General features: G+C 45.8%; 23 protein-coding genes and 1 other annotated feature. Of the genes, 3 read left to right on the forward strand and 20 right to left on the reverse strand.

The features are described 5' to 3' along the window. Positions 1–179 precede the first annotated feature (179 nt). From NCCP2222_RS02260 to NCCP2222_RS02285, 6 genes are all read right to left on the reverse strand, one after another. Positions 180–587, reverse strand: coding sequence for a MarR family winged helix-turn-helix transcriptional regulator (locus tag NCCP2222_RS02260; protein WP_248509773.1), 408 nt, complete (start codon positions 585–587; stop codon positions 180–182). A 214-nt stretch (positions 588–801) separates the two neighbouring features. After that, positions 802–1014, reverse strand: coding sequence for a helix-turn-helix domain-containing protein (locus tag NCCP2222_RS02265; RefSeq protein ID WP_184207831.1), 213 nt, complete (start codon positions 1012–1014; stop codon positions 802–804). Positions 1015–1088: 74 nt separating this feature from the next. Then, a complete protein-coding gene (locus NCCP2222_RS02270; protein ID WP_248509215.1) occupies positions 1089–1544 on the reverse strand; it encodes an acyl-CoA thioesterase in 456 nt (151 codons plus the stop codon). 151 nt (positions 1545–1695) lie between these two features. Further along, the gene (sdhB, locus tag NCCP2222_RS02275; RefSeq protein ID WP_248509217.1) at positions 1696–2502 is read right to left on the reverse strand and encodes a succinate dehydrogenase iron-sulfur subunit; all 807 of its coding nucleotides are present in this window, start codon (positions 2500–2502) and stop codon (positions 1696–1698) included. Next, positions 2499–4253 (reverse strand): succinate dehydrogenase flavoprotein subunit, encoded by a 1755-nt coding sequence (gene sdhA / locus NCCP2222_RS02280; RefSeq protein ID WP_248509218.1) that lies wholly within the window; start codon positions 4251–4253, stop codon positions 2499–2501. The genes sdhB and sdhA overlap by 4 nt, the downstream gene beginning before the upstream one ends. Positions 4254–4314: 61 nt before the next feature. Beyond that, a complete protein-coding gene (locus NCCP2222_RS02285) occupies positions 4315–4923 on the reverse strand; it encodes a succinate dehydrogenase cytochrome b558 subunit (protein ID WP_248509219.1) in 609 nt (202 codons plus the stop codon). A 214-nt stretch (positions 4924–5137) separates the two neighbouring features. Here NCCP2222_RS02285 and NCCP2222_RS02290 point away from each other — a divergent pair, with 214 nt between their 5' ends. Then, entirely contained in the window at positions 5138–5554 is a 417-nt protein-coding gene (locus tag NCCP2222_RS02290; RefSeq protein WP_248509220.1) for a YslB family protein, read from the forward strand. Between the two features lie 126 nt (positions 5555–5680). On the opposite strand, the gene uvrC is transcribed toward NCCP2222_RS02290, so the two are convergent. The 12 genes from uvrC to zapA all read right to left on the reverse strand — a co-directional run bounded on the left by uvrC (position 5681) and on the right by zapA (position 19208). Then, the gene (uvrC, locus tag NCCP2222_RS02295; RefSeq protein ID WP_248509221.1) at positions 5681–7468 is read right to left on the reverse strand and encodes an excinuclease ABC subunit UvrC; all 1788 of its coding nucleotides are present in this window, start codon (positions 7466–7468) and stop codon (positions 5681–5683) included. A gap of 57 nt (positions 7469–7525) precedes the next feature. Beyond that, positions 7526–7840: a thioredoxin gene (gene trxA / locus NCCP2222_RS02300; protein WP_238082435.1), complete on the reverse strand. Its 315-nt coding sequence runs from the start codon at positions 7838–7840 to the stop codon at positions 7526–7528. 123 nt (positions 7841–7963) lie between these two features. Continuing rightward, positions 7964–8938 (reverse strand): electron transfer flavoprotein subunit alpha/FixB family protein, encoded by a 975-nt coding sequence (locus tag NCCP2222_RS02305; RefSeq protein ID WP_248509222.1) that lies wholly within the window; start codon positions 8936–8938, stop codon positions 7964–7966. A 34-nt stretch (positions 8939–8972) separates the two neighbouring features. Beyond that, the gene (locus tag NCCP2222_RS02310; RefSeq protein WP_248509223.1) at positions 8973–9746 is read right to left on the reverse strand and encodes an electron transfer flavoprotein subunit beta/FixA family protein; all 774 of its coding nucleotides are present in this window, start codon (positions 9744–9746) and stop codon (positions 8973–8975) included. Positions 9747–9763: 17 nt separating this feature from the next. After that, positions 9764–10537, reverse strand: a complete 774-nt coding sequence (locus NCCP2222_RS02315; protein ID WP_248509224.1) for an enoyl-CoA hydratase — start codon at positions 10535–10537, stop codon at positions 9764–9766. 65 nt (positions 10538–10602) lie between these two features. Then, positions 10603–11184, reverse strand: a complete 582-nt coding sequence (locus tag NCCP2222_RS02320) for a fatty acid metabolism transcriptional regulator FadR (protein WP_238082443.1) — start codon at positions 11182–11184, stop codon at positions 10603–10605. 87 nt (positions 11185–11271) lie between these two features. Then, positions 11272–12972 (reverse strand): long-chain-fatty-acid--CoA ligase, encoded by a 1701-nt coding sequence (locus NCCP2222_RS02325; protein ID WP_282570631.1) that lies wholly within the window; start codon positions 12970–12972, stop codon positions 11272–11274. Between the two features lie 783 nt (positions 12973–13755). Then, positions 13756–14169 (reverse strand): DUF350 domain-containing protein, encoded by a 414-nt coding sequence (locus tag NCCP2222_RS02330; RefSeq protein ID WP_248509227.1) that lies wholly within the window; start codon positions 14167–14169, stop codon positions 13756–13758. Between the two features lie 84 nt (positions 14170–14253). Beyond that, the gene (locus tag NCCP2222_RS02335; protein ID WP_248509228.1) at positions 14254–16608 is read right to left on the reverse strand and encodes an endonuclease MutS2; all 2355 of its coding nucleotides are present in this window, start codon (positions 16606–16608) and stop codon (positions 14254–14256) included. Positions 16609–16625: 17 nt separating this feature from the next. Next, positions 16626–18338, reverse strand: a complete 1713-nt coding sequence (gene polX, locus NCCP2222_RS02340) for a DNA polymerase/3'-5' exonuclease PolX (protein ID WP_248509229.1) — start codon at positions 18336–18338, stop codon at positions 16626–16628. A 60-nt stretch (positions 18339–18398) separates the two neighbouring features. Further along, positions 18399–18938 carry a CvpA family protein gene (locus NCCP2222_RS02345; protein ID WP_248509232.1) on the reverse strand — a complete coding sequence of 180 codons (540 nt, stop codon included), beginning with the start codon at positions 18936–18938 and terminating at the stop codon, positions 18399–18401. 9 nt (positions 18939–18947) lie between these two features. Beyond that, positions 18948–19208 (reverse strand): cell division protein ZapA, encoded by a 261-nt coding sequence (zapA, locus tag NCCP2222_RS02350; protein ID WP_248509233.1) that lies wholly within the window; start codon positions 19206–19208, stop codon positions 18948–18950. A gap of 247 nt (positions 19209–19455) precedes the next feature. On the opposite strand from zapA, the gene rnhC reads away from it, so the two are divergent. Beyond that, entirely contained in the window at positions 19456–20397 is a 942-nt protein-coding gene (gene rnhC / locus NCCP2222_RS02355) for a ribonuclease HIII (protein ID WP_248509234.1), read from the forward strand. Between the two features lie 43 nt (positions 20398–20440). Then, positions 20441–20995 carry a hypothetical protein gene (locus NCCP2222_RS02360; protein ID WP_248509235.1) on the forward strand — a complete coding sequence of 185 codons (555 nt, stop codon included), beginning with the start codon at positions 20441–20443 and terminating at the stop codon, positions 20993–20995. 48 nt (positions 20996–21043) lie between these two features. On the opposite strand, the gene pheT is transcribed toward NCCP2222_RS02360, so the two are convergent. Next, positions 21044–23455, reverse strand: a complete 2412-nt coding sequence (gene pheT, locus NCCP2222_RS02365; protein ID WP_248509236.1) for a phenylalanine--tRNA ligase subunit beta — start codon at positions 23453–23455, stop codon at positions 21044–21046. Positions 23456–23469: 14 nt separating this feature from the next. Then, positions 23470–24507 carry a phenylalanine--tRNA ligase subunit alpha gene (gene pheS, locus NCCP2222_RS02370; protein WP_248509241.1) on the reverse strand — a complete coding sequence of 346 codons (1038 nt, stop codon included), beginning with the start codon at positions 24505–24507 and terminating at the stop codon, positions 23470–23472. A gap of 38 nt (positions 24508–24545) precedes the next feature. After that, positions 24546–24772, reverse strand: a binding site (T-box leader). Between the last annotated feature and the right edge of the window lie 75 nt (positions 24773–24847).

A 24847-nucleotide genomic window follows, 5' to 3' on the forward strand; every position in this document is an offset into this window, starting at 1 on the left:
GCCATTTCGACAGTAAACTGGATAACTTCTTCTGCTGATCGCGGACCGTATGGACAGCGTGCATCATCGCCTATATATACGATCGGTTCATTAGGCAGCCGGTTAAGCAACTCCTTGACAACAGTTAAGCCCCCGACACCTGAATCGATCACTCCTATTGGTGCTTCCACACGAACCCCTCAATCCTTCTGCATTTCTTGGTGTAATTTTGTCAACATACGAGAAAATTCCTGTAACTCATCATCATTAAAATCAGTCAACACGGAATTTAAATAGTCTCTGCGCTTTTCGATCACTTCTTCGATGATGCGTTCGCCTTCACTCAGTAAATGAATCCTGACGACACGACGATCTTGTTCGTCACGAACTCTCTTAACCAGATTATTGTTCTCCATGCGATCTACTAAATCAGTAGTGGTACTGAAGGCCAAATACATCTTTGTCGATAAATCGCCAATTGTCATATCACCATGTTCAAAAAGCCATTGCAAGGCGATGAATTGAGGAGGTGTAATCGTATAGTTGCTTAATATTTTGCGACCTTGTTGTTTAATGATCCCTGCAATATACCGCAATTCCTTCTCCATACGTGCGATATTCTCATTGCTGTCGGGATGTGACTGTTGTTGTTCCAACACGTTAACCAGCTCCCACAAAACAAATACTGTGTACTTATTGTCACCTTTTTTCTTTCATAACGCAACAGTTTTACAGAATAACGACATAGACAATATTTTCATAGTACCCTTTTGGTTAGACAATGCTGGCAGCTATTTCGTGACAACCACCAATCGTTCGTGCTTAATTCAGTTTCAACTCTCCTAATCGCAACAATTCGACAATTGCTTGAGCTCTGCCTGAAACCCCGAGTTTTTGAATCGTATTCGAGATGTGGTTCCTTACAGTCTTTTCGCTTATGCCGAGCCGTCCTGCGATCTCTTTTGTCGTATGATCATCTACCAAAAGATCAAAGATCTCTCTTTCCCTTGCTGTAAGCAAAGAACGGTTGTTCATTTCTCCTGTCAAGACGCGCCCCTCCTATCCAACGTTCACTTTACAATATGTCAGGAGGGATTATGCTGTGCCGGCTAGATGGCGACTTTCTTTAGGAACTGCGACTTTTGTGCGTCGGTCCATGGAACAGCTCGACCTGTTTCCCGGTTTACTTGAACAATTGAACCCCGTCCCGTAAATACAACATCCCCTTTTTCATTTTTCGACATATAATGAAGGTCGACCGAACTGTTTCCAATAGAGGCCGCTTTCACATATATAGTAACCGTTTCATCGAAAAACACTTGTTTTCTGTAATCACATTGTAGATCCGCAACGACAGGAATGGTCGTTCCCTGCGGATCCAGCCAATCTTCCATCTGGCCGATTGTTTTTAGAAATTCGATGCGGGCATATTCATAATAGGCAAATGTCACCGTGTTATTCAAATGTCCGTACATATCTGTTTCCGAAAAACGCACCGTCACCGGAACCGAAAACTCAAACCCTGCTTCCCATGTTGCATAGTCCCCAATATAGCTTGGTATCATGATCATCTCTCCCTTTATTAAAATGAATGAACATTCATTCTTTTATTATAACAAATTGGAAAGAATATTTGAAGATAACGAGTAAAAGGAATCCGAAACCAAAAAAAGCCTCCCAGGGGTCGTTACCCGCTGAGAGGCTCTTGCGCAAATCTTAGTCTACCATATGGTCGCTTCCGAAGAAGTTCTTGAACATTTGTACCGTAGTTGCACGGTTCATCGCTGCGATGGACGTTGTCAAAGGAATTCCTTTCGGACAAGCAACGACACAGTTTTGCGAGTTACCGCATTCACCGATACCGCCATCGGCCATAAGTGTTTCCAGACGCTCGTCACGGTTCATCGCACCAGTTGGGTGAGAGTTGAACAAGCGAACTTGGGAAATCAAAGCTGGACCAATGAAGTTCGTTTTATCATTGACGTTCGGGCACGCTTCAAGGCATACACCGCAAGTCATACATTTGGAAAGCTCATAAGCCCATTGACGCTTGCGTTCCGGCATACGAGGACCGTCGCCAAGATCATACGTACCGTCAATTGGAATCCACGCCTTAACCCGCTTAAGGGAATCGAACATGAATTCACGATCGACAATCAAGTCACGGACAACCGGGAACGTACGCATTGGTTCCAAGCGAATCGGCTGTGTCAATTGGTCGATCAATGCTGTACAAGATTGACGCGGACGGCCATTGATGACCATCGAACAAGCACCACAAACTTCCTCCAGACAGTTCATGTCCCAGTTTACAGGTGTCGTCTTCTTGCCTTCTGCATTTACCGGATTTCTCCGGATTTCCATCAAAGCCGAAATGACGTTCATATTCGGCCGATAGTCTATTTCAAAGCTTTCCCAATAAGGTTTGGAATCAGGAGTATCTTGGCGTTGAATCTCAAAACGGACCGTTTTTTTAGCAGTTGCCTCTCTTACGGCAGTAGTTTGCTCACTCACTTCCGTCAATCTCCTTTCTTCGCGGAATAATCGCGTTTACGAGGTGGAATCAATGATACATCGACTTCCTCATAAGAGATAATCGGTGCAGACTTGCCATCGAATTCCGCAATCGTCGTCTTCAAGAAGTTATCATCGTCACGGTTCGGGAACTCCGGCTTATAGTGGGCTCCACGGCTTTCGTTACGATTCAATGCTCCCAGCGTAATGACGCGAGCCAAGTATAGCATATTCTTCAATTGACGAGTAAATGTCGCACCTTGGTTAGACCATTTTTGTGTATCCGTAATATTGATGTTTTCGTACCGCTCCAAAAGCTCTTGAAGCTTGTAATCAGTTTCTTGAAGGTTCTTATTGTAACGAACAACCGTAACGTTATCCGTCATGACTTCACCAAGTTCACGGTGGAGAACGTACGCATTTTCCGTACCGTCCATCTTCAAGGTTTCATCCCACTTCTGCTGCTCGTCTTTAATAGCTGTTTCGAAAATGGAGGAAGGAAGCTCTTCAGCCGTCCGTTTTACGCCTCTCATATACTTGACAGCTTCCGGACCTGCAACCATACCGCCGTAAATGGCAGAAAGAAGCGAGTTAGCGCCGAGACGGTTCGCACCGTGCTGTGAATAATCACATTCGCCCGCCGCAAAGAGGCCAGGAATGCTAGTGTGCTGTTCGTAGTCAACCCATAGGCCACCCATTGAATAGTGAACGGCAGGGAAGATTTTCATTGGAACTTTACGAGGGTCTTCCCCTGTAAATTTCTCATAGATTTCGATGATACCGCCAAGTTTGATATCCAACTCATGCGGATCTTTATGGGAAAGGTCAAGGTATACCATGTTTTCCCCGTTGACACCCAATTTTTGATTCACGCAGACATCAAAAATTTCACGTGTTGCAATATCACGTGGTACAAGGTTTCCGTAATCCGGGTATTTTTCCTCAAGGAAGTACCAAGGCTTGCCATCTTTATACGTCCAGATCCGTCCGCCTTCACCACGAGCGGATTCACTCATGAGGCGAAGCTTATCGTCTCCAGGAATCGCAGTTGGATGGATTTGGATGAATTCACCGTTCGCATATTTAGCACCTTGCTGATAGACGATGGATGCCGCAGAACCTGTATTAATAACAGAGTTCGTTGATTTTCCGAAGATGATCCCAGGTCCGCCAGTCGCCATGATGACAGCATCACCTTTGAACGCTTTGATCTCCATCGTTTTCATATTTTGCGCTTTAATACCGCGGCAAACCCCTTCGTCATCCATGATGATGCCAAGGAATTCCCAGTGCTCGTACTTTTGAACCAAGCCTGCCACTTCAAAGCGGCGTACTTGCTCGTCAAGTGCGTAAAGAAGTTGCTGTCCTGTTGTAGCGCCAGCGAAAGCCGTTCGGTGATGCAATGTACCACCAAAACGGCGGAAATCCAATAATCCTTCCGGAGTACGGTTGAAAGTTACTCCCATCCGGTCCATCAAACGGATGATTCCCGGTGCCGCTTCAGTCATTGCTTGGACTGGCGGCTGGTTAGCCAAGAAGTCTCCTCCGTACACAGTGTCGTCAAAGTGGATGGCTGGTGAATCGCCTTCCCCTTTCGTGTTCACTGCTCCGTTAATGCCGCCTTGTGCACATACGGAGTGGGAGCGTTTCACCGGAACGAGCGAGAATAAGTCGACTGAGACTCCATCTTCTGCTGCTTTGATGGTAGCCATCAAGCCTGCAAGACCGCCTCCGACGACAATCAATCTGCCTTTAGCCATTATTGTTTCACTCCTCAAATTTTACATAGTCACATAGTTCTTATATGCCAGCTCTCCCGGATCAAACGAATGCAAGCAAAGCCTGAACGCCGATAACGGAAAGAACCAAGAATGCGATGATCGTAATATAAGATACGATGGTTTGGGAACGTGGAGATTGTGCAATTCCCCAAGTAACGCAGAATGACCAAAGGCCATTTGCCAAGTGGAAAGTTGCAGAAATCACACCAAGAATGTAGAACACAAGCATGAACGGATTCGATAGGATGTCATGCATCATATCAAAGTTCACTTCTGTTCCAAGAGCTTTTTGGATTCGTGTTTCATAAATATGCCATGCAATGAAAATGACGAGGAATACACCCGTCACACGTTGAAGAAGGAACATCCAGTTACGGAACGTCCCATAGCGCTGTACATTGTTTTTCGCAGTGAAAGCTATGTAGACACCGTAGAACGCGTGAAACATTAATGGAATATAAATAACAAACCATTCCAAGAAAAGAACGAAAGGCAAGTTCCCCATAAAATTGGACGCGTTATTGAATGCTTCTTCACCGCGAGTTGCAAAGTGGTTGACTACCAAGTGCTGGGTAACAAATAACCCAACCGGAATGATTCCGAGCAATGAATGCAGTCGGCGCAAGTAAAAATCTGATTCTCTCGACAAGTCTTTTACCCTCCCTTATATATGAGCCAGCAAATCAATTGCAGAACTGATCGTCCCATGAGCCTTTGACGGCATGGCTCTTCATGGTACAATATATAACATGTACATTGTACTCCTCACTTTTGAGCAGGTCAAGGCGATCTGGACTTTTATATACCCCTTACTTACTGGAAACACACAACCAGATTTTTCTTCCGAAAGGATTGCATGACAAGTGGAAAAACCTACATATGAAACACCGACACGGCTCGGATACGAAATATTGCGCGATCATGTTTTGCCTACGATCTTAGGAAAGCACGAAGATGACATCTTATATTGGTCGGGCAAGGATGTCGCACGGAAGTTCCCAATCTTTGAAACGGATGAGCTGCCCTCCTTTTTTACAGAAGCAGGATGGGGTCAACTTATATTGGAAAAAGAAGACAAAGATGAGATGCAGTTCGTATTAGGTCCGTTCGAACGACTCCTCATTGAAAATCGGTCATTTCAATTGGAAGCGGGTTTTATTGCCGAACAGCTTCAAAAACTGAATGGCTTTCTGACCGAATGCTATGGACAGAAAGAAACCCAGCATGACCGTGTCCGTTTTATTGCCAAGTGGGATGTCAAAACAATAGTAGAAAATTGATCCTTGCATTCCCTAGACTCGATCTTGTGGATAAAGCCGACCATCGCTTTGTCTGCAAGGCGACAGTCTGGCATTCTTTCGCTTCCCATGCATCCTCTATCCGAAAGTTATATTATGCAGAACTTTCTACTCCTCTTTCCCTTCTCCGCTGAAGTGCTCCACTACCTGTTTAGCGACAGAAACCGGAAGCCCCGCCTCTTTCAGTTCATCTACACTGGCTGCTTTTATCTTCTTCATTGAACCGAAATGCTTTAATAACTGTTTTTTCCGCTTGGCACCGACGCCAGGAATCGAATCCAGTGAAGAAGTTAGAGAACCAGCGTCCCGCCGTTGCCGGTGAAACGTAATCGCAAACCGATGCACTTCGTCCTGTATACGCTGAAGCAAATAAAAAGCTTCGCTCGTCTTCTTTAATGGTACAATCTCGATTGGATTGCCATAAAGCAACTGGGCCGTCTGGTGCTTATCATCTTTCGCCAACCCTGCAATCGGTATGGATAACCCAAGTTCATCCTCAATGATTTCCCGTGCAATTTCCATCTGCCCTTTTCCTCCATCAATAATGATCAAGTCAGGTAAAGGCAGATTCTCTTTCAACACCCGGATATATCTCCTTCGGACCACTTCCCGCATTGCTCCATAATCGTCGTGTGCTGCAGCTGTTTTGGTCTTATACTTGCGGTAATCCTTGCGGTTCGGTTTGCCGTCAACAAAAGACACCATGGCCGAAACAGCATCGACACCACCAGTATGCGAGTTATCGAACGCTTCAATTCGGAATGGAGTAGCGATGTTCATGGCCTCGCCGAGTTCGTCACATGCGCCGATTGTGCGCTGTTCCTGCCGCTCAATCAACTGGAACTTTTCCTGCAACGATATTTTTGCATTTTTCGCGGCGAGCTTTACAAGATCTTTCTTTTTCCCGCGCTGTGGAATATAGCTGTTCGTTTGGAGCAGCTGCTTCACGATCTCCAAATCGACTCCGTCCGGCAATAAGATTTCCTTCGGTAGCAGATGACCCGTCTTTCCGTAAAATTGCCCGATATACGTGAGGAATTCATCTTCAGGATCCTGGTAAAGTGGAAAAATGGAGACATCCCGTTCAATCAGTTTCCCTTGCCGTACGAAAAAGACTTGGACGCACATCCACCCTTTTTCTACTGCATAACCGAAAATATCACGATCCGTGAAATCATTCATTGTCATTGTCTGCTTTTCCATGACAGCCTCGATGTTGGCAATCTGATCACGGTATTCCTTCGCCCGCTCAAACTCCAGATTTTCTGCCGCCACTTGCATTTTTTCGGTCAGTTCCTTTTTCACCGTCTTATAGCCGCCATTCAAAAAACGGGTAATGTTGTCAGTCATCTCTTTATACGTCTCGACTGCAACTTCATTGACACATGGGGCCAGACATTGTCCTAAATGGTAATAAAGGCAGACACGATCCGGCAAGGTATGGCATTTCCGATAAGGATAAAGCCGATCGAGCAACTTTTTTGTTTCATGGGCAGCCGTCGCATTTGGATACGGACCAAAATACTTCCCTTTATCCTTTTTCAGCAGCCGGGTGACAATGAGTTTAGGATGCCGTTCGGATGTCAGCTTCAAATAAGGATAAGTCTTGTCATCCTTCAGCATAATATTGTATTTAGGATCATATTGTTTGATCAAATTCAATTCGAGTATCAGCGCTTCGATATTGGAGGACGTGACAATATATTCAAAATCCTCGATTTCACCGACAAGCCGCTGAGTCTTCGCATCGTGGCTGCCCGTAAAGTAACTGCGCACCCTGTTTTTCAGGATTTTTGCTTTCCCCACATAAATAATCGTCCCCTGCCTGTCTTTCATAAGATAACAGCCTGGCAGATCAGGCAGAAGAGCGAGTTTTTGTTCGATTAAGTCATTCATCTATATCACCTATCAAAAAACCGGGTTCCTGTATAGGTTCCCGGTTCTCGTAGTCAATTACGCGTGTTTTTCAATCATTTCAGCCAGTTGTTCTTTCGGTTGGAAACCGACAGCTTTATCTACGATTTCGCCATCTTTGAAAAGAACAAGTGTAGGAATGGACATGATGCCGAACTCACCAGCAGTTGCTTGGTTTTCGTCAACGTCCACTTTTACGATTTTAGCTTTGCCATCCAAATCGCCATCAAGTTCTTCAAGAACTGGAGCGATCATTTTGCAAGGCCCACACCAAGTAGCCCAGAAATCGACCAATACAAGTCCTTCTTTTGTTTGATCTTTAAAGTCTGAATCAGTAGCATGTACGATAGCCATTTTGTAATTCCTCCTTTTGAAAAATACAACTCTTCATGAATTATAGCATGCCCCTAGAAAGGGGGCTAAATTTATGCTTGACCATAAAAGGAGGCTCCCTCAGCGATGGGGAGCCCGCCTTCATTAATTCGTTTTAACCTTCTTAATCTCTTCGATCATCATCGGAATGACTTCAAATAGGTCGCCTACAATTCCGTAGTCTGCCACTTTAAAAATGTTGGCTTCCGGATCTTTATTGATTGCCACAATTACTTTGGAGTTGGACATGCCCGCCATATGCTGGATGGCACCGGAAATGCCAGCTGCGATATATAAATCTGGCGTGACGACCTTTCCTGTTTGGCCAATCTGCAAAGAGTAGTCACAGTAATCCGCGTCACACGCACCACGGGATGCACCTACCGCGCCTCCAAGCAAGTTCGCTAATTCCTCAAGCGGCTTGAAACCATCTGCGCTTTTTACGCCACGGCCACCTGCAACGACGACCTTCGCTTCTGACAAGTCGACGCCTTCTGTAGACTTGCGGACTACATCTTTAATAATAGTACGTAGATTCGTAATGTCGACAGAAACAGAAGTCGCCTCACCAGAACGGCCTGCATCTTTCTCTAAAGGCGCAATATTGTTAGGGCGAATCGAAAAGAATAGAAGATCTTCTTTATTTTTCACTTTTTCAAATGCCTTGCCTGAATAGATTGGGCGAACGAACAGTGCGTCATCCCCTTCTCCTTCGATAGCTGTCACATCTGAAATCAAACCAGTTCCCAATTTACTCGCGATTTTAGGAGAAAGATCTTTCCCGTTCGCTGTATGGCCAAAAATGACCGCCTCTGGTTTTTCTTGCTCATAAACAGCCATAAATGCTTGGCCGTACCCATCGGAAGTGTAATGCTTCAAATGAGGATGTTCTACCGTCACGACACGGTCTGCGCCGTATTGGATCATTTCTTCTGCTAACGATTGTACAGCATCTCCAACGAGCAGCCCGACGACTTCTCCGCCGCCCGAAACTGTTTTTGCTGCTGCGATCGCCTCGAACGATACATTACGCAAAGCTCCTTCGCGCGCTTCGCCCAGTACCAATACTTTTTTAGACATAATGAGTCCCTCCTATTACAATATGAAAATCGTTTTATAGCACTTTCGCTTCTTTGTTCAATAGGTCTACTAGTTCCTTCACTTGATCTGCCAAATCCCCTTCAAGCACCCGGCCAGCTTCTTTTGCAGGCGGCAGGAAGATCTCGACAGTTTCTGTTTTTGGTTCCACATCGTCCTCATCGATATCCAAATCATCCAATTCCAGTTCCTCAAGCGGTTTTTTCTTCGCTTTCATGATTCCTGGCAAGGAAGGATAACGAGGCTCGTTCAACCCTTGTTGCGCTGTTACTAGAAGTGGGAGTGACGTTTCGATTGTTTCGGAATCACCTTCCACGTCGCGGACAATTTTAGCGGATGTGCCGTCGATTTCCAAATTCGTGATCGTGGTTACATAATTAATACCCAACAACTCTGCAACACGCGGTCCGACCTGGCCAGAGCCTCCGTCAATCGCTACGTTCCCAGCCAAGATCAAATCTGCATCTTTGTCTTTTAAATATTCCGCTACGATTTTAGCGACTGTATATTCATCCATCTCGTCCAAATCGTCTTCGGTATTAATAAGGACTGCTTTGTCTGCACCCATGGCGAGTGCTGTGCGGAGTTGCTTTTCAGCCTCTTCATCACCAATTGTGATGACAGTTACTTCACCGCCGTGCTCGTCACGGAGCTGAATCGCTTCTTCGATTGCATACTCATCATAAGGATTGATGATGAACTCAGCACCGTCGTCAACGATCTTTCCGTTTGCTACCGCGATTTTCTCTTCCGTATCAAAAGTACGTTTCACTAACGCATAAATATTCATTCTAGTAACCTCCTCTATTAATTCCCTTTAAATTCAGGTTCTCTTTTTTCAATAAACGCTTGTATTCCCTCTTTGGCATCTTCCGAAACAAAGACTTCACCGAATGAATCCGCTTCCGCCTTTACACCTTCATAGTAGGATTCGGATTTCGTATATTGAAGCATCCGAAGGGCGGCTCTCATGGCAACCGGGCTCTTCTTCGCTATTTTCTTCGCTAGTTCCATCGTCTTGTCAGACAGCTCTTCTTCTGCATAGGCATGATTCGCCAAGCCAAGCCGGACTGCTTCTTCCCCGCTGATCGGTTCACTCGTCAATAGCATTTCAGCTGCCTTAGCCATACCGACATAGCGCGGCAGACGCTGTGTTCCTGCAAATCCCGGAATTAATCCGAGCTGCAATTCAGGAAGACCAAGCTTCGCCTTTTCTGTTACAAGGCGGATGTGACAGCTCATCGCCAGCTCAAGCCCGCCACCCAGGGCAGCCCCATGAATGGACGCGATGACCGGTTTTGGATATGTTTCGATACGCTCGAACACTTCTTGCCCCTGTGCGGATAAAACCGTGAATTCCTGGCCTGATTCAACCGTGGTGAATTCCTTAATATCGGCACCGGCCGAGAAAAATCTTCCCTCTCCGCGCAATACAACTACCCGTACGGACTGATCATCTTTGATCTGTTCCAGCGCTTCCCCTATTTCTTTAATGACCGTACTTGCCAAAGCATTTGCCGGTGGCCGGTCAATAGTCAGAACGGCAACCCCGTCTTCCTTAGAAACCCCAATACACTCCATTCAACACCAATCCCTTCCTACTACAATGTGATAATTGCATGATCAAACAGATTCATTCGCGATGATTACGCTTTCATTCCATTCAAGAGCAAACGATGCACTTCGGGAGCAAGTTTCATCAAATCGTATTTTTGATCGTTCATTACCCAGGATGTAATGGTTTCATCAATTGTGCCGAAAACCATTTGGCGGCCGAGCCGGGTGTCCAGCCGTTCATCAAACTCGCCATTTTCGATCCCTTCCTTCAAAATGGAATCGAGCAGGCCTAAGTATTCCTTGAGTACTTCATTAATGCGGAAACGCAAGTCTTTATTCGACTGTCGCAATTCCAACTGTGTCACAATGGCAAGGTGGCGATCGTCATGCAGAACTTTGAAATGATTTTCAATCATCTTGAACAGTTTTTCTGTTGCTGAGATTTCTTTCTTCAATATTTCTTCAAGCTTATGTACGAAAATCCCCATTTTCTCACGGAATACCGAGATAAGGATATCCTCTTTATTTTTGAAATAAAGATAGATCGTCCCATCGGCGACACCAGCCTCTTTGGCGATTTTCGACACTTGTGCCTGGTGATACCCGTTTTCGGCTATGACGACGACTGCTGCATCTACGATTTGTTTGTATTTTGGTTTATCCCGCTTCATTATCCTCACCACCATCATAAAAAGAAAATATGAATGATGATTCATTCATATTTTCATATTAATCGTTTATTCATTTGTCGTCAAGCGTTATACTGATGCTTCTAACTTCGTTTCAGATTTTTTCTTTTCTTCATCCACTAAAGCGCGTCTTAAAATCTTCCCGACTGCCGTTTTCGGCAATTCTTTCCGAAACTCATACTGCCTTGGTACCTTATAAGATGCCAATTGTTGTCGGCAAAACGCGTCCAATTGTTCCTCCGTCGCCTCTTTGCCTTCCTTCAGAACAATATAGGCTTTCACCGTTTCACCGCGGTATGGATCTGGCACACCTGCAACAACACACTCCTGAACCGCTTCATGCTCGTATAGCACTTCCTCGATTTCTCTCGGATAAATATTGAAACCACTGGCGATGATCATATCTTTCTTCCGATCCACCACGTAAAAATAACCTTTGGCATCCATATAGCCGAGATCCCCTGTCAACAGCCAGCCGTCACGAAAAGTCGCTGCCGTCTCCTCTGGACGATTCCAATAGCCTTTCATCACTTGAGGACCTTTTACTGCAATTTCTCCGACTTCACCGACAGGGAGCGGTTCCGAACTATCCGGACCAAGAATGCAAACATCCGTATCCGGCCACGGTACGCCGATGGAGCCTTTGATTCGCTCGCCATCCCACACAAAATTTGCGATGGCGACTGGGGACGTTTCCGTCAATCCATATCCTTCGACGAGCTTGCCGCCTGTCAACCGTTCGAATTTGTCCTGCACCTCTACCGGCAAAGCCGCGGAACCACTAATGCAAGCTTTAATGGAAGACAAATCGAAGCTCGCCAGTTTCGGATGGTTCAACAAGCCAATATAAATCGTCGGCGCTCCAGGAAACAAAGTGGGCTTCTGCTTATCGATCGTTTTCAATGCAGTATCGAAATCGAATTTTGGCAATAGTACCATCTTATTCCCCAGCATAACAGAAAGAATTAAGACTGTCGTCATTCCATACACATGGAAGAATGGCAAAATTCCCATAACCGTCTCGTTTCCATCTTCACATTGATAGAGCCATTCGCGGCACATTTGCGTATTCGAGATCAGGTTCGCATGTGTCAACATGACTCCTTTCGGCGGTCCTGTCGTTCCCCCTGTATATTGAAGCAGCGCAATGTCGGTATCGTAATTGAATTCGTATGTGATTGTATCCGTACTGCCAACTTTCATAATTTCAGTGAAGAGATGGTTCATCCCCCTATGTTCCACTTTCACTGTCAATCCATGCTCCTTCTTCTGGATGAAAGGATAAATCACATTTTTCGGGAAGGGCAAGTAGTCTTTGATGCCCGTAATGATCACATGCTCAAGTTCTGTTTCTTTCAGCACCTTAGAAATCCGCGGGAACAGAAGATCTAAGGAAATAATCGCTTTCGCTCCCGAATCAGCCATTTGATAAGCGATTTCCCTTTCCGTATAGAGCGGATTGGTCTGAACGACAATTCCACCCGTGTACAAAATGCCGTAATACGCAATTGCGCTTTGTGGACAATTGGGTAGCATAATAGCCACTCGATCCCCTTTTTCGATTCCAATTGACCGTAAATAGTTCGCAAACTTTAGCGCCGATTCATAGAACTCCTGATACGTGATATTTCTCCCCATGAAATGCATAGCCGTTTTGTCCGGAAACCTTTGAGCCGAATTCGTCAAAAACTGTTGGATCGGAACTTGATCATACTCAATCGTCTTCGAAATGCCAGCCGGATATAAATCCAGCCAAGGCCGTGCTGTCATCATGAATCCCCCCTTATCAATACTTAGAAAATTCCTTATTTAATCAATTATATCTATAAATGAATCCGCTTTCAAATAGAATATTAGATTTTCTGCTAAATAATACCTTGTTCTAAAGTCTTATTCGATTAGAATTTCTGCTTCTCAATTAGAGACTATTAAAAAATAGCTGCTTTGTACTTTTCGGTGAAGGGTGACAACCTTTGTATGGCATGAAATTGAGGCGAGAAAGGGTGAATTTCTCGTTTATTCTCAGGACATCTAGGACAAGAGATTACATCTACGATTGATTCAATTTCTTGATGGTCAAAAGCATTCAGCGCGACCCGGTGCAGGCGATGATATGGGAATTCCAACGTTTAGATGAAAGGGTTGAACCGCTCGTTTATTCCTTCGAACCACTCGTATATACCCATGACCGCTCGTATCCTCTTCCGAACCGCTCGTAGATTTCAGGTGAAAAGTACGCTCAATGATCAAAGGAATTTCTAGATGGTCAAAAGCATACAGCGCGACCAGCAGCAGGCGAAAACATGGAAATTCTCGCGTTTCAGTTGAATCATTAGAATTTTTTCGAACCGCACACAAGTTTTTTCTACTTCTTCCTAACGAATACAAAAAACCTGCAGGCAAACTCAAGTCACGCATGAGTTTGCCTGCAGGTTAAGCTCGATCTGTGATAGATCAAGGTGTATGTTTCATCATCCAGTAAACGCCGATTAGTATAAATACGACGCAGACTACAAGTAATATTTTTGATAATTTTTCCACTTTCAACGACTCCTATGAAATACTGGCACCAATGACGAACGAGAGACCTACGGAAATGGTTAATGAAATAAATCCGACGGATCGGTTGTCCTCTTCGATTTCCTTATCAATATTGAATTTAGGCGTGAGGAACTCAAAAAGGAAGTACGCAAAAATCAGCAATACGAATCCGTACAGTCCCCAGCCGATCATTTGCGGCAGTGTGTTGTGCTGTTCGATGGAATAACGGAATATATTGGCGACACCAAATATTTTCCCGCCCGTTGCCATGGCGACCGCTAGATTGCCCTTTCTTATTTCTTCCCAGTTCCTGTATTTCGTTACTAACTCGAATAATACCATGGAAACGATGAGGCAAAGCACTACTACGCTGAAGTAGCCTGCTGTTTCAACTAAAGGATGACTCCAAAATCCTGTTTTCGACATCAATATGGCTCCTTTATTGTTTCAATCATCCCATCCTATACGGATAAGCGAGCGAAAGGTTTCAAAAATGAAGCGAAATAGTACCTATTTCAACTGAACGACTGTCACCCCGTGACCTCCCTCACCCGCTTCGCCAAATCGATAGCTCTTTACGCGTGGGTGATTCTTCAGGTAGGTTTGGATTCCTTGACGCAATGCGCCAGTTCCTTTCCCGTGGATAATCGATACTTGATGGTAATTTGACAGCAATGCGTCATCCAAATATTTTTCCGTGCGATGGATGGCGTCTTCATAGCGCTCCCCGCGCAAATCCAGTTCGAGCTTCACGTATGAATCTCTTCCTTTTACGGAAGCGGAAACGACCGGTTCCTTCTCTTTCTCCGGTTTGCTGTATTCGAGAACGGATTGATCCAGACGCATTTTTAGTATGCCGATTTGGACAACCCATTCCTTGTCGGACACTTTTTCAACCAGCGTCCCTTTCTGCCCATATGTGACTACTTTCACTTCGTCGCCCGGCTGCAATGGACGCGGTGCCGCTTTTGCTTTCACTTTCTTCTTTTCCTCGGCAGGCATAGCGCCTTCCAGCCGTTTACGCGCTTCAATCAGTTCATGTTCCTTGACGCTTGCTCCGGCATTCAAACGGAGAGCACGTAATTCAGAGATGACTGATTCGGATTCTGACCGAGCCTCATCCACAATCTTTTTCGCTTTTTCTTTCGCTTGTTCAACTAGCCGATCTTTCAATTGATCATACTCAGCTAACTTGCTTTCGAGCTCCTGCTTCAACTGTTCCGTTTCCAATAAAAGCTCATGTGTCCGTTCGGCATCTTTCTCCGACTGGACCCGGCTGGATTCCAGGGAAGCGATCATCGAGTCTACTTCGCCACGATCTGTGCCCGTAAATCCTTTGGCACGCTTGATGATATGTTCGCCAAGACCAAGCCGTTTTGAAATTTCAAACGCATTGCTTCGTCCTGGTACACCAATTAGCAATCGGTAGGTCGGGCTAAGCGTATCGATATCAAATTCCACACTCGCATTTGCCACGCCTGGCCGATTGTAACCGTATGCCTTGAGTTCCGGATAATGCGTTGTAGCCATGACTCTCGCACCTGTCCCGTGCACTTCATCCAAAATGGAAATAGCGAGGGCCGCTCCCTCTTGCGGATCGGTCCCTGATCCTAACTCATCAAAAATCAACAATGATTGCGAATCGAATTTTTTCAGGATATCAACGATATTCACCATATGAGAAGAAAAGGTACTCAAGCTCTGTTCAATGGACTGCTCGTCTCCGATATCAGCGTAGACCGAATTAAACACGGCGATTTCAGAACCGTCCAAAACAGGAATCGGCAAGCCGGCTTGTGCCATCAAGGTGCAGAGGCCGACCGTTTTCAATGTAACGGTCTTCCCGCCTGTATTCGGTCCTGTAATGACGATCGTCGTAATGTCTTTCCCAAATTCAATCGTGTTGGCTACCGCTTCATCCGCAGGAATCAGTGGATGGCGTGCTTTGGCGAGTCGAATGTAGCCTTCCTGGTTAACAGCAGGCTTCGTGCATTTATTAGCCGTTCCATATTTCGCTTTCGCCAATATGACATCGATTTCTGCCAGCACATCGACGAGAACGAATAGCTCATGGGCTATTTCTTGCACTTTTGCAGACAAAGCAAGAAGGATTTTTTCAATCTCATCCTGTTCTTTTGATTTCAACGTCCGAATTTCATTGTTCGCTTGTACAACGGCGTCCGGTTCAATGAATAGCGTCTGACCCGAAGAGGACATGTCATGGACGACTCCCCCAAAATGGGATCGATATTCCGATTTCACCGGAATAACGTACCGATCGTTTCGTATCGTGACGATCGAATCGGAAAGCATTTTAGAGGCATTTCGCCCACGTGTGTAGCTTTCCAGTTTTTCACGCACCCGGCCTTCTTGAATGCGCAAGCTTTGGCGGATGGACCGCAGTGTACTGGATGCACTATCGAGAACATGTCCGTTGTCATCAATGGCATGGTTAATTTCATGCTCTAGTCCCGTAAGGATTGGCAATGATTCCTTTTTCTCCATGAAATGTGGGATTGAAATATCCTCATCTTCATTAACCGATTCAATAAACTGGCGCAGGATCCGGCTGGCCCGTATCGTATTGGCGATTTCCATCAATTCATAGGCACTGAGCATACCGCCAATTTGTGCACGTTTTGCATGCGGTTTCACATCACTGATCCCGCCCATCGGCACATTGCCTCGCACTCGTAAAATAGCCAGCCCTTCATCGGTCTCTTCTAATAATTGGACAACCCGGTCATAATCGCTGACCGGCACAAGCCTCTCTATGTGTGTCCGACCCGCCGTGGAAGTACAATGCCCTGCCACAAGCGCTCTGACTTTATCAAATTCAAGTGTTTTCAAGACACGTTTCTCCAATGTCTTTACACTTCCTTTCACTTCCGTATAATGTCACGGATGAATTGTTCCAGCGGCCATGTATTGACGACCGTCTCTTTTTTCAACCATGCTTTTTGTGCGTATCGAACGCCGATGTCCATGTAACGTAACTGATCTGTCGCATGAGCATCCGTATTAATCGCTATTTTTACTCCTGCCTCCTGCTCCTGCGCCATCGCCAAATAATCAACAGCCAAATCAAAACGATGCGGATTGGCATTCAGCTCCAGGATTTTACCGTATTGCTTGGCCCATTCAATCAGTTGCGGCACATCCACATCATAGCCTTCTCTTTGCCCGATAATTCTTCCGGTCGGGTGAGCAATCATATCAACATGGGGATTGGAAATAGCGGAATGCAGCCTCTCCATGATTTGTTCTCTGCTTTGATTGAAGTTGGAATGGATTGATGCGATGACGAAATCAAGCTCTTCCAGCAGATCATCTTCAAAATCCAGCCGTCCGTCCGGCAAAATATCCATTTCTGTCCCGGTAAAAATTTCAATATCGGTATATTCCTCATTCAATTCATGGATTTCGGCCATTTGTGCCCTAAGCCGTTCAGGCGTCAACCCGTTTGCCACTTTCAAGTATTGTGTATGGTCGGTAATGACGATATGCGAATAGCCTTTGTTGCGGCACGCCTCCACCATTTCACGAATCGAATAGCCTCCATCCGACCATGTCGTATGCATATGGAAATCCCCACGAATGTCAGCAAGTGAAATGAGACCGTCCAATTCGTTTGCTTTGTCGATTTCCTTGCCATCCTTTCGTAGCGATGGCGGAATGAAAGGCAAACCGAAATGAGCAAAGAATTCCTTTTCGGAATCAAACGTTAGGACATTCCCATCTTCAAGCTCAACACCGTATTCACTAATCTTCATGCCTCGGGATTTGGCGATTTGCCTCATTCGCACATTATGATCTTTGGAACCGGTAAAATGATGGATTGCGGTGGCGAATTGCTCGTCTGTCACAAAGCGGAAATCCGCATCGACTAGATCCGTCATATCTAGCGTTACTGATAACTTCGCATCCCCGGCAGCAATCACCTCTTCGACAGGCAGTGCTGCCAGGATAGCCTCCCTGACACTGGAAGGCTTGTCCGTCACGATAATGAAATCGACGTCGCTGCTCTCCTCTTCTACGCGGCGAAAACTGCCCGCTACCGAGAACCGTTGAATGTCCGCGATTTGGCGCAATTCCTCCTCGATGAAGAAGACGATTTGCTCAATTTGCCAAACCGGGAGTTTGCCTTTTCGCGTGCCCAATTGCTCAATTTCATGTAAGATCTTTTCTTCCGTCTTCTTACCAAAGCCGGGCAATTTACTTACTTCATTCGTTTCACAGGCTGCACGCAGCGATTCCACGGAATCAATTCCGAGTGCCTCTCGTAATTTCGCAATCCGCTTTCCACCCAGTCCAGGGATGCGCAATAAAGGAATCAATCCTTTTGGCACTTCCTCTTCCAATTCTTTCAGCAAATCGGATTCACCTTTTTCCAGCAAATCAATGATGACAGCGCCTGTGCCCTTGCCAATCCCTTTCAAAGTTAAAATATCATCCATTTCGGATAAACTTCTCGGGTCCAATTCCAACACATTGGCTGCTTTACGAAATGCCCCCACTTTAAAAGGATTTTCCCCAAGCAACTCCATATATAAAGCAATCTTTTCAAACGTCCGGATGATTGTTTTCTTATTCAACAAAATCAGCCTCCTCCATATGTCCCTTCAAAAAAAGCTTCCCTCACGTCGGGGAAGCCGTCAACTTTTATAAATATACCACCATTTTTTCACAGTCTCTGAAATGATCGGAGTATGTTCAAACATCGTATTGGCTAAAATAGAGTTATCAATGATTCCCTGCACGAAATCTATCGGAATCATGGCAAATACATAGAGAACAAAAAATATCAAAATATAGAACTCCACAAATCCTAACGCCGCTCCGCCAAAACGTGCAAGAAAACCTAGCACAGGCAAAAACTTCAGGAAATCAAACATCGATGCGATCAGCTGCAACACGAATTTCACAGCAAGGAAAATGAGGACAAAGGCAAGCAACCGGTAAAAGGTTTCATCTAAATCGATCTGCTCGACAGCCCAGCTCAGCTTCAAATTTGCGGTTACCCCTGGATAAGGAACCCATAGGACAAATTTTTCAGCCAGCGGTTTGTAGTATATGTAAGCGACAATCAGCGCAATAATGAAGCCTGTCATATGAATGGCTTGCACGACCAAGCCACGTCTGAATCCGGTGATCAATCCTCCGAGCAGGAGGAACACAATAATTAAATCAAGCATAAACGTCCGTCAACCCTTCAACTTATTCAATTCTTCTTCCAACCGTTCGATCTTCTCTTTCAACAGCAAATAATCATGCACGCTGTTTACTGCAGTCAGAACCGCAATTTTGGCGCTATCCAAATAAGGGTTCCGGGCACTGATTTCACGCATTTTATCGTCGACCATGGAGGCAACGAGACGGACATGGCTGCTAGATTCATCGCCGACTATCGTATATGTCTGCCCAAAAATATCGACCGAAACGCGCGTCTTCTGCTCGTCTTCCAATAATCCGACCTCCCGATTCCGATTCAACAGGCGCTGCGGCCATTGATGATCAAATAATATGAAACAGTTCCCCAAACCGAACAGAGGAAATGGACAAGTACGGTACAGCACTCTGTACCCCATCATAACATGAAACCATTTTGGTTGTGAATAAAGGATGTGCCATCCATAGGTTCTTCTCTAGCAATAGTTATTCCACCTTGTAGTATTGTACAATATGTCAGTAGATGGGGAAAGGAAGTTGCAAATGAGCCAACAAGTGATCGTTTTAGGAAAAGAAGAAATGAACCGTTTGATGAAGCATTATGAAAACAATAAAATACATCGAAATGCACCTGGGGTAGTTTTTGCCGCCAAGCTGAACGATACTGCCATAACTGTTTATAAGTCCGGAAAAGTGCTCTTCCAAGGCGCCGGCTCAACCCGTGAAGCAGCGGGATGGTCTGGATCAGATTTACCCGCTAAAGCTGCCGGTATAAAAACGAAAACGCAAGGTGATACGATGCCTCCGAATCTCGCCAACCTTTCCATAGTCGGCTCTGATGAAACTGGAACCGGTGATTTCTTCGGCCCTATTACGGTTTGTGCATGCTTTGTCAGGAATGAGCAAATTGAACTCGTGAAGGAACTGGGTGTAAAGGATTCCAAGCAATTGACGGACGATTGGATGAGGCAGATTGCACCTGATCTGAAAGAAACACTCCTCTATTCTGTCTTGACCTTGAAAAATGACAAGTATAACGAAGTACAAGAAAAAGGATGGTCGCAAGGCAAAATAAAAGCGCTGCTTCATAACCAGGCATTGAAACATGTCCTTCGGAAAATGGGAGACGAAAAACCGGAATACATCCTAATTGACCAGTTTGCAGAGCGCGGCATCTATTACAACCATCTGAAAGCGGCTCCTGAAATTGTCCGGGAGAATGTACTATTTTCCACGAAAGCAGAGGGGTTACATGTAGCAGTTGCCGCAGCCTCCATCATCGCTCGTGTGGCTTTTCTAGAAGAAATGGACCGTCTCAGCTCTCTGACCGGCTTTCAATTACCTAAAGGCGCGGGCCCGAAAGTGGATGAAGCCGCTGCCAGGATTCTGTTGTCCCAAGGAGAAAATACACTAAAATCGTTATCCAAGTGGCACTTTGCCAATCGAGAAAAAGCAATGAAAATCGCTGCCCGGAAAAAGAAGTAACAATTCCCGGTCCATTACGTACCAATGGATGAGGTGAATAAGAATGAGAGCGATTGTAATGATCCTATTATCAGCCCTGCTGCTAACGGCATGCCAAACCAAAAATACAGCTGCAGCTCCGCCAAAGTTACAAGACAGTCCACAAGAAGACGAAGTGCGAGAAGGAGATTTCATTTTCCGGCTTGTTTCAGAAAAGAAGAAGTACGAGGAATACGAAAAACCGGAGATTTATGCGGAATTGACTTATGTAGGACAGAATGAAGAAATCCGGATCTCCCATGCCGCCTCCCCGTTCTCCTTTCCGATCCATGAAAAGACCAGAGGGTATACAGTTGATTATGCGATGAATACCCCCTTGCTTATCACCAACTTGAAACGCGGAGAACCTTATCGCGAAAGTTATGAATTTGCAGGAGGATATAGTAACCAGGACGATGAGGATTATGTGGTTTTTGTCCAGTCCATTATCGACCATAGCGGATTCCCCAAAGGTGATTATTCAATGGAGGGCTATGCCAATTTCTCTATCATCGATGATTCAGATACATCAGAGAAAGAAATGAACATGCGACTGCAAATCGGCTATGAAGTGGAATGAACAATGAAAACGGCCGCCCAGGAACCTATTCCATGGGCGGCAATTCTTTTATCCGCGGAGCTGCGCGTCCGCTTCTGTAGTTAATGCAGTTAGTACTTTATCATGCGCTTTCACGACTTCCTCGTCTGTCAATGTCCGTTCTGGATCGAAGTATGTCAAAGAGAACGCAATTGATTTTTTGCCTTCTTCGACATTTGTCCCTTCATAAAGATCGAACAATTTGACGCCTTTCAGAAGCTTGCCGCCAGCATCTCGGATGATATGCTCCAATTTTCCGGCAGTCGTCTCTTTAGAAACGACGAGTGCGATGTCTCTCGTCATAGAAGGGAAACGTGGAACCGGCTTATAAATCAGCTCTGCAGTGTCCGCCTTCAATACATCAGCCAAGTTCATTTCCATCACATACGTTTCTTTCAAGTCACGCTTCTTCATTTCTGCAGGGTGCAATTGGCCGATCAATCCGACACGGTTTCCATCAAGAAGGATATCAGCGGTACGTCCAGGATGCATGCCAGCAATTGCAGCCTTTTCGAATGTAAGACGATCGGAGAATCCAAGACGGCTCATTAAGCCTTCGACAATTCCTTTCAAGACGAAGAAATCGACATTCTTCGACTCACCTTGCCATGCATGATCCACCCATTGGCCTGTCATGGCTACTGCCAAATGTTCAACCTCTTTTGGCAATCCGTCTTCTTCCATTCCAAGGAATACAGATCCCGTTTCATATAGTGCGACGGAGTCCATTCGACGTGCCACATTGTACGTCAGCGCCTCCAGCAAATGAGGAATTAGGCTTTGGCGCAATGTGCTCCGTTCTTCACTCATCGGCATTAACAAATTTGTTGTTTCAGCTGTTTCAAGTGCGAATGCCTGTGATTGCTCTTTGGATGTCAATGAATACGTGATTGCCTGGAAAAGGCCAGCTCCTTCTAAGAAATTGCGGACGACGCGCCGTTTCGCCTGGTAGGACGTTAAACCTCCTGGCACTGACTCTGTCACCGGCAACGTCTTTGGAATTTCATCATACCCGTGCATACGTGCGATTTCCTCGATGATGTCTTCTTTAATCTTCAAATCTTGTCTGCGAGTCGGCGCATCAATGACCAGTTGACCGTTGACCGCGTCTGTCGGGATTTGGAGACGCTTCAAAATCGTCATCATTTCATCCATTGAAATTTTCATGCCTAAGCGGCTGTTAATGTAATCAGGTGAGACGACAATGCGTTCAGGCGTTTTCTCGAGTTCGTCAAAGATGACCGAACCTGCCAGCACTTCTCCGCCAGCCAATTCTACGATCAGCTGGGCAGCACGTTCAGCAGCTTCCTGAACACGGTTCGGATCGACCCCTTTTTCAAAACGCGCACTCGCATCACTTCTCAAGCCAACTTCCTTGGACGTTTGTCTGACGGAAGCAGGTGCGAAGTACGCCGACTCGATAACGACTGTCGTCGTACCATCGTGCACTTCAGAATTGGCACCGCCCATGACGCCAGCGAGTGCAACCGGTTCAGTGCCATTTGTAATGACTAGATTATGGGAACGAAGTGTTCGTTCGGCATCATCAAGTGTGACAATCTTCTCACCTTCTGTTGCATGGCGAACAACAATTTCCCCTGTTCCAAGGCGGTCATAATCGAAAGCGTGCAACGGCTGGCCATATTCCATCAAGACGAAGTTTGTAATATCGACGACGTTATTATGCGGGCGCACGCCAGCCGCCATCAAATAGTTTTGAAGCCATAATGGCGATTCCGCAATGGTTACATTTTTGACCACTTTTGCTACGTACATTGGATTGTCTTGAGTCGCTTCCACATGAAGCTTTAAGAGATCCTCTGCCTTTTCCGATGCTTGATCGTAGTTGATTTCAGGCAACGCAATTCCTTGAGAAAGGATCGCACCCACTTCGTAAGCCACGCCGAGCATGCTGAGAGCGTCTGAACGGTTGGGCGTTAAATCGAATTCAAGAACCGTATCATCCAAGCCTAAAAGCGGTAAAGCGTCTTCTCCCGGTAAAGCATCCTCAGGCAAGACATAGATTCCTTCAGCATACGACTTCGGAACAAGCTTTCCTTCAATTCCAAGCTCTTGAAGGGAGCAGATCATGCCGTTTGATTCTTCACCGCGCAGTTTTGCTTTTTTGATTTTGACTCCGCCCGGAAGAACAGCACCCGGACGAGCGACAATCACTTTTTGGCCCTGTGCCACATTCGGTGCGCCGCAAATGATTTGAGTTGTTTCTTCTCCTACATCCACTTGGCAAATGTTCAATTTATCAGCTTCCGGGTGTTTGACACACTCCTTCACATGACCGACAACAACATTTGTCATACCTTGACTGCGATCGATAATGGAGTCCACTTCAATACCTGCTCGCGTGATCCGTTCTGCAAGATCAGCAGGGGCGATTCCATTGATATTTACATATTTACTGAGCCATTTTGTAGATACTAACATTTCAGTTCTCCTCCTTACGCTTCCGTCCGGTTGAATTGCGAGATGAATCGGATATCATTTGTATAGAAATGACGAATATCTTCCACGCCATATTTCAACATGGCAATCCGCTCTGGCCCCATGCCAAATGCAAATCCTGTCACCACGGATGGATCGTAGCCCGCCATTTTCAATACATTCGGATGCACCATGCCGGCTCCGAGAATTTCGATCCAGCCCGTCTTTTTACAAACATTGCAGCCCGCTCCGCCGCATTTGAAGCATGAAATATCCATTTCGACCGAAGGCTCTGTGAATGGAAAGAAGCTTGGACGAAGACGGATTTCACGGTCTGCTCCAAACATCTTCTTCGCAAACAAATCCAAGGTGCCTTTCAGGTCACTCATGCGGATATTTTCCCCGACAACGAGTCCTTCAATTTGTGTAAACTGATGGGAGTGGGTCGCGTCATCATTATCACGACGGTAGACCTTTCCTGGACAGATAATTTTAATCGCTTCCCCTTTTTTGGCTTCCATCGTTCTTGCCTGGACAGGAGATGTATGGGTACGAAGCAAAACGTCTTCTGAAATATAGAACGAATCCTGCATGTCGCGAGCTGGGTGCCCTTTTGGCAAATTAAGCGCTTCAAAGTTGTAGTAGTCTTTCTCCACTTCCGGTCCTTCCGCGATTTCATAGCCCATGCTAATGAAGAAGTCTTCAATCTCCTCCACGACACGAGTCAACGGATGATGATTGCCTGCCGGCGCAGGACGTCCTGGCAGTGTCACATCGATCGATTCATTTTCAAGCTGAGCTTGGATTGCCGCCTCCTCCAGTACAGCCATGCGGGACTCCAATGCCTCGGTAACTGTTTCACGGACGACATTCACAAGCGCCCCCATTTTTGGACGTTCTTCAGCAGGAAGTTTTCCCATTCCTTTCAATAAATCGGTGATAGGGCCCTTCTTACCGAGATATGCAACACGGACGTCGTTTAACTCCTTGACTCCCTGCGCATCCTGAATCTTTTTCAATGCTTCTTCTTTCAATTGCTGCAATTGCTGTTCCATCGTCATTCTCCTTTCAAAATAAAAAAGCCCCGCCCCCAAAAAGGGACGAGGACGAGATCGCGGTACCACCCTGATTATTATGCAAACGCGCATAATCACTTCATTGGAATAACGGTCCTACACCGGCACGCCTTTACAGAAGACTGGTCCTGGCGGCAGCTAACGGGGTGAACTTCAATCACTGCGCATCGATCTGTACTTCCAGTCAAGGTACAGACTTCCTGACGACCGCATGTCATCTACTCTTCCCGCTCATCGCTTTTTACATTTGTATTCAGCCGGCGGCTAGAGACTCGGGGTCATACGCCCGAGCTGCTGTGCAACAAAAAAACTCCGCCTC

Source organism: Sporosarcina sp. NCCP-2222 (genome assembly GCF_023168145.1).
GTDB lineage: Bacteria > Bacillota > Bacilli > Bacillales_A > Planococcaceae > Sporosarcina.

Coding starts and splice junctions, on each gene's coding strand:
- pheS (WP_248509241.1), bottom strand. CDS start 24,507: ATGGAACAGCAATTGCAGCAATTGAAAGAAGAAGCATTGAAAAAGATT.
- NCCP2222_RS02265 (WP_184207831.1), bottom strand. CDS start 1,014: ATGAACAACCGTTCTTTGCTTACAGCAAGGGAAAGAGAGATCTTTGAT.
- pheT (WP_248509236.1), bottom strand. CDS start 23,455: ATGTTAGTATCTACAAAATGGCTCAGTAAATATGTAAATATCAATGGA.
- sdhA (WP_248509218.1), bottom strand. CDS start 4,253: ATGGCTAAAGGCAGATTGATTGTCGTCGGAGGCGGTCTTGCAGGCTTG.
- NCCP2222_RS02330 (WP_248509227.1), bottom strand. CDS start 14,169: ATGTCGAAAACAGGATTTTGGAGTCATCCTTTAGTTGAAACAGCAGGC.
- NCCP2222_RS02315 (WP_248509224.1), bottom strand. CDS start 10,537: ATGGAGTGTATTGGGGTTTCTAAGGAAGACGGGGTTGCCGTTCTGACT.
- NCCP2222_RS02345 (WP_248509232.1), bottom strand. CDS start 18,938: ATGCTTGATTTAATTATTGTGTTCCTCCTGCTCGGAGGATTGATCACC.
- NCCP2222_RS02260 (WP_248509773.1), bottom strand. CDS start 587: ATGGAGAAGGAATTGCGGTATATTGCAGGGATCATTAAACAACAAGGT.
- NCCP2222_RS02305 (WP_248509222.1), bottom strand. CDS start 8,938: ATGTCTAAAAAAGTATTGGTACTGGGCGAAGCGCGCGAAGGAGCTTTG.
- trxA (WP_238082435.1), bottom strand. CDS start 7,840: ATGGCTATCGTACATGCTACTGATTCAGACTTTAAAGATCAAACAAAA.
- NCCP2222_RS02325 (WP_282570631.1), bottom strand. CDS start 12,972: ATGACAGCACGGCCTTGGCTGGATTTATATCCGGCTGGCATTTCGAAG.
- NCCP2222_RS02320 (WP_238082443.1), bottom strand. CDS start 11,184: ATGAAGCGGGATAAACCAAAATACAAACAAATCGTAGATGCAGCAGTC.
- rnhC (WP_248509234.1), top strand. CDS start 19,456: ATGAGCCAACAAGTGATCGTTTTAGGAAAAGAAGAAATGAACCGTTTG.
- uvrC (WP_248509221.1), bottom strand. CDS start 7,468: ATGAATGACTTAATCGAACAAAAACTCGCTCTTCTGCCTGATCTGCCA.
- NCCP2222_RS02360 (WP_248509235.1), top strand. CDS start 20,441: ATGAGAGCGATTGTAATGATCCTATTATCAGCCCTGCTGCTAACGGCA.
- NCCP2222_RS02310 (WP_248509223.1), bottom strand. CDS start 9,746: ATGAATATTTATGCGTTAGTGAAACGTACTTTTGATACGGAAGAGAAA.
- NCCP2222_RS02270 (WP_248509215.1), bottom strand. CDS start 1,544: ATGATACCAAGCTATATTGGGGACTATGCAACATGGGAAGCAGGGTTT.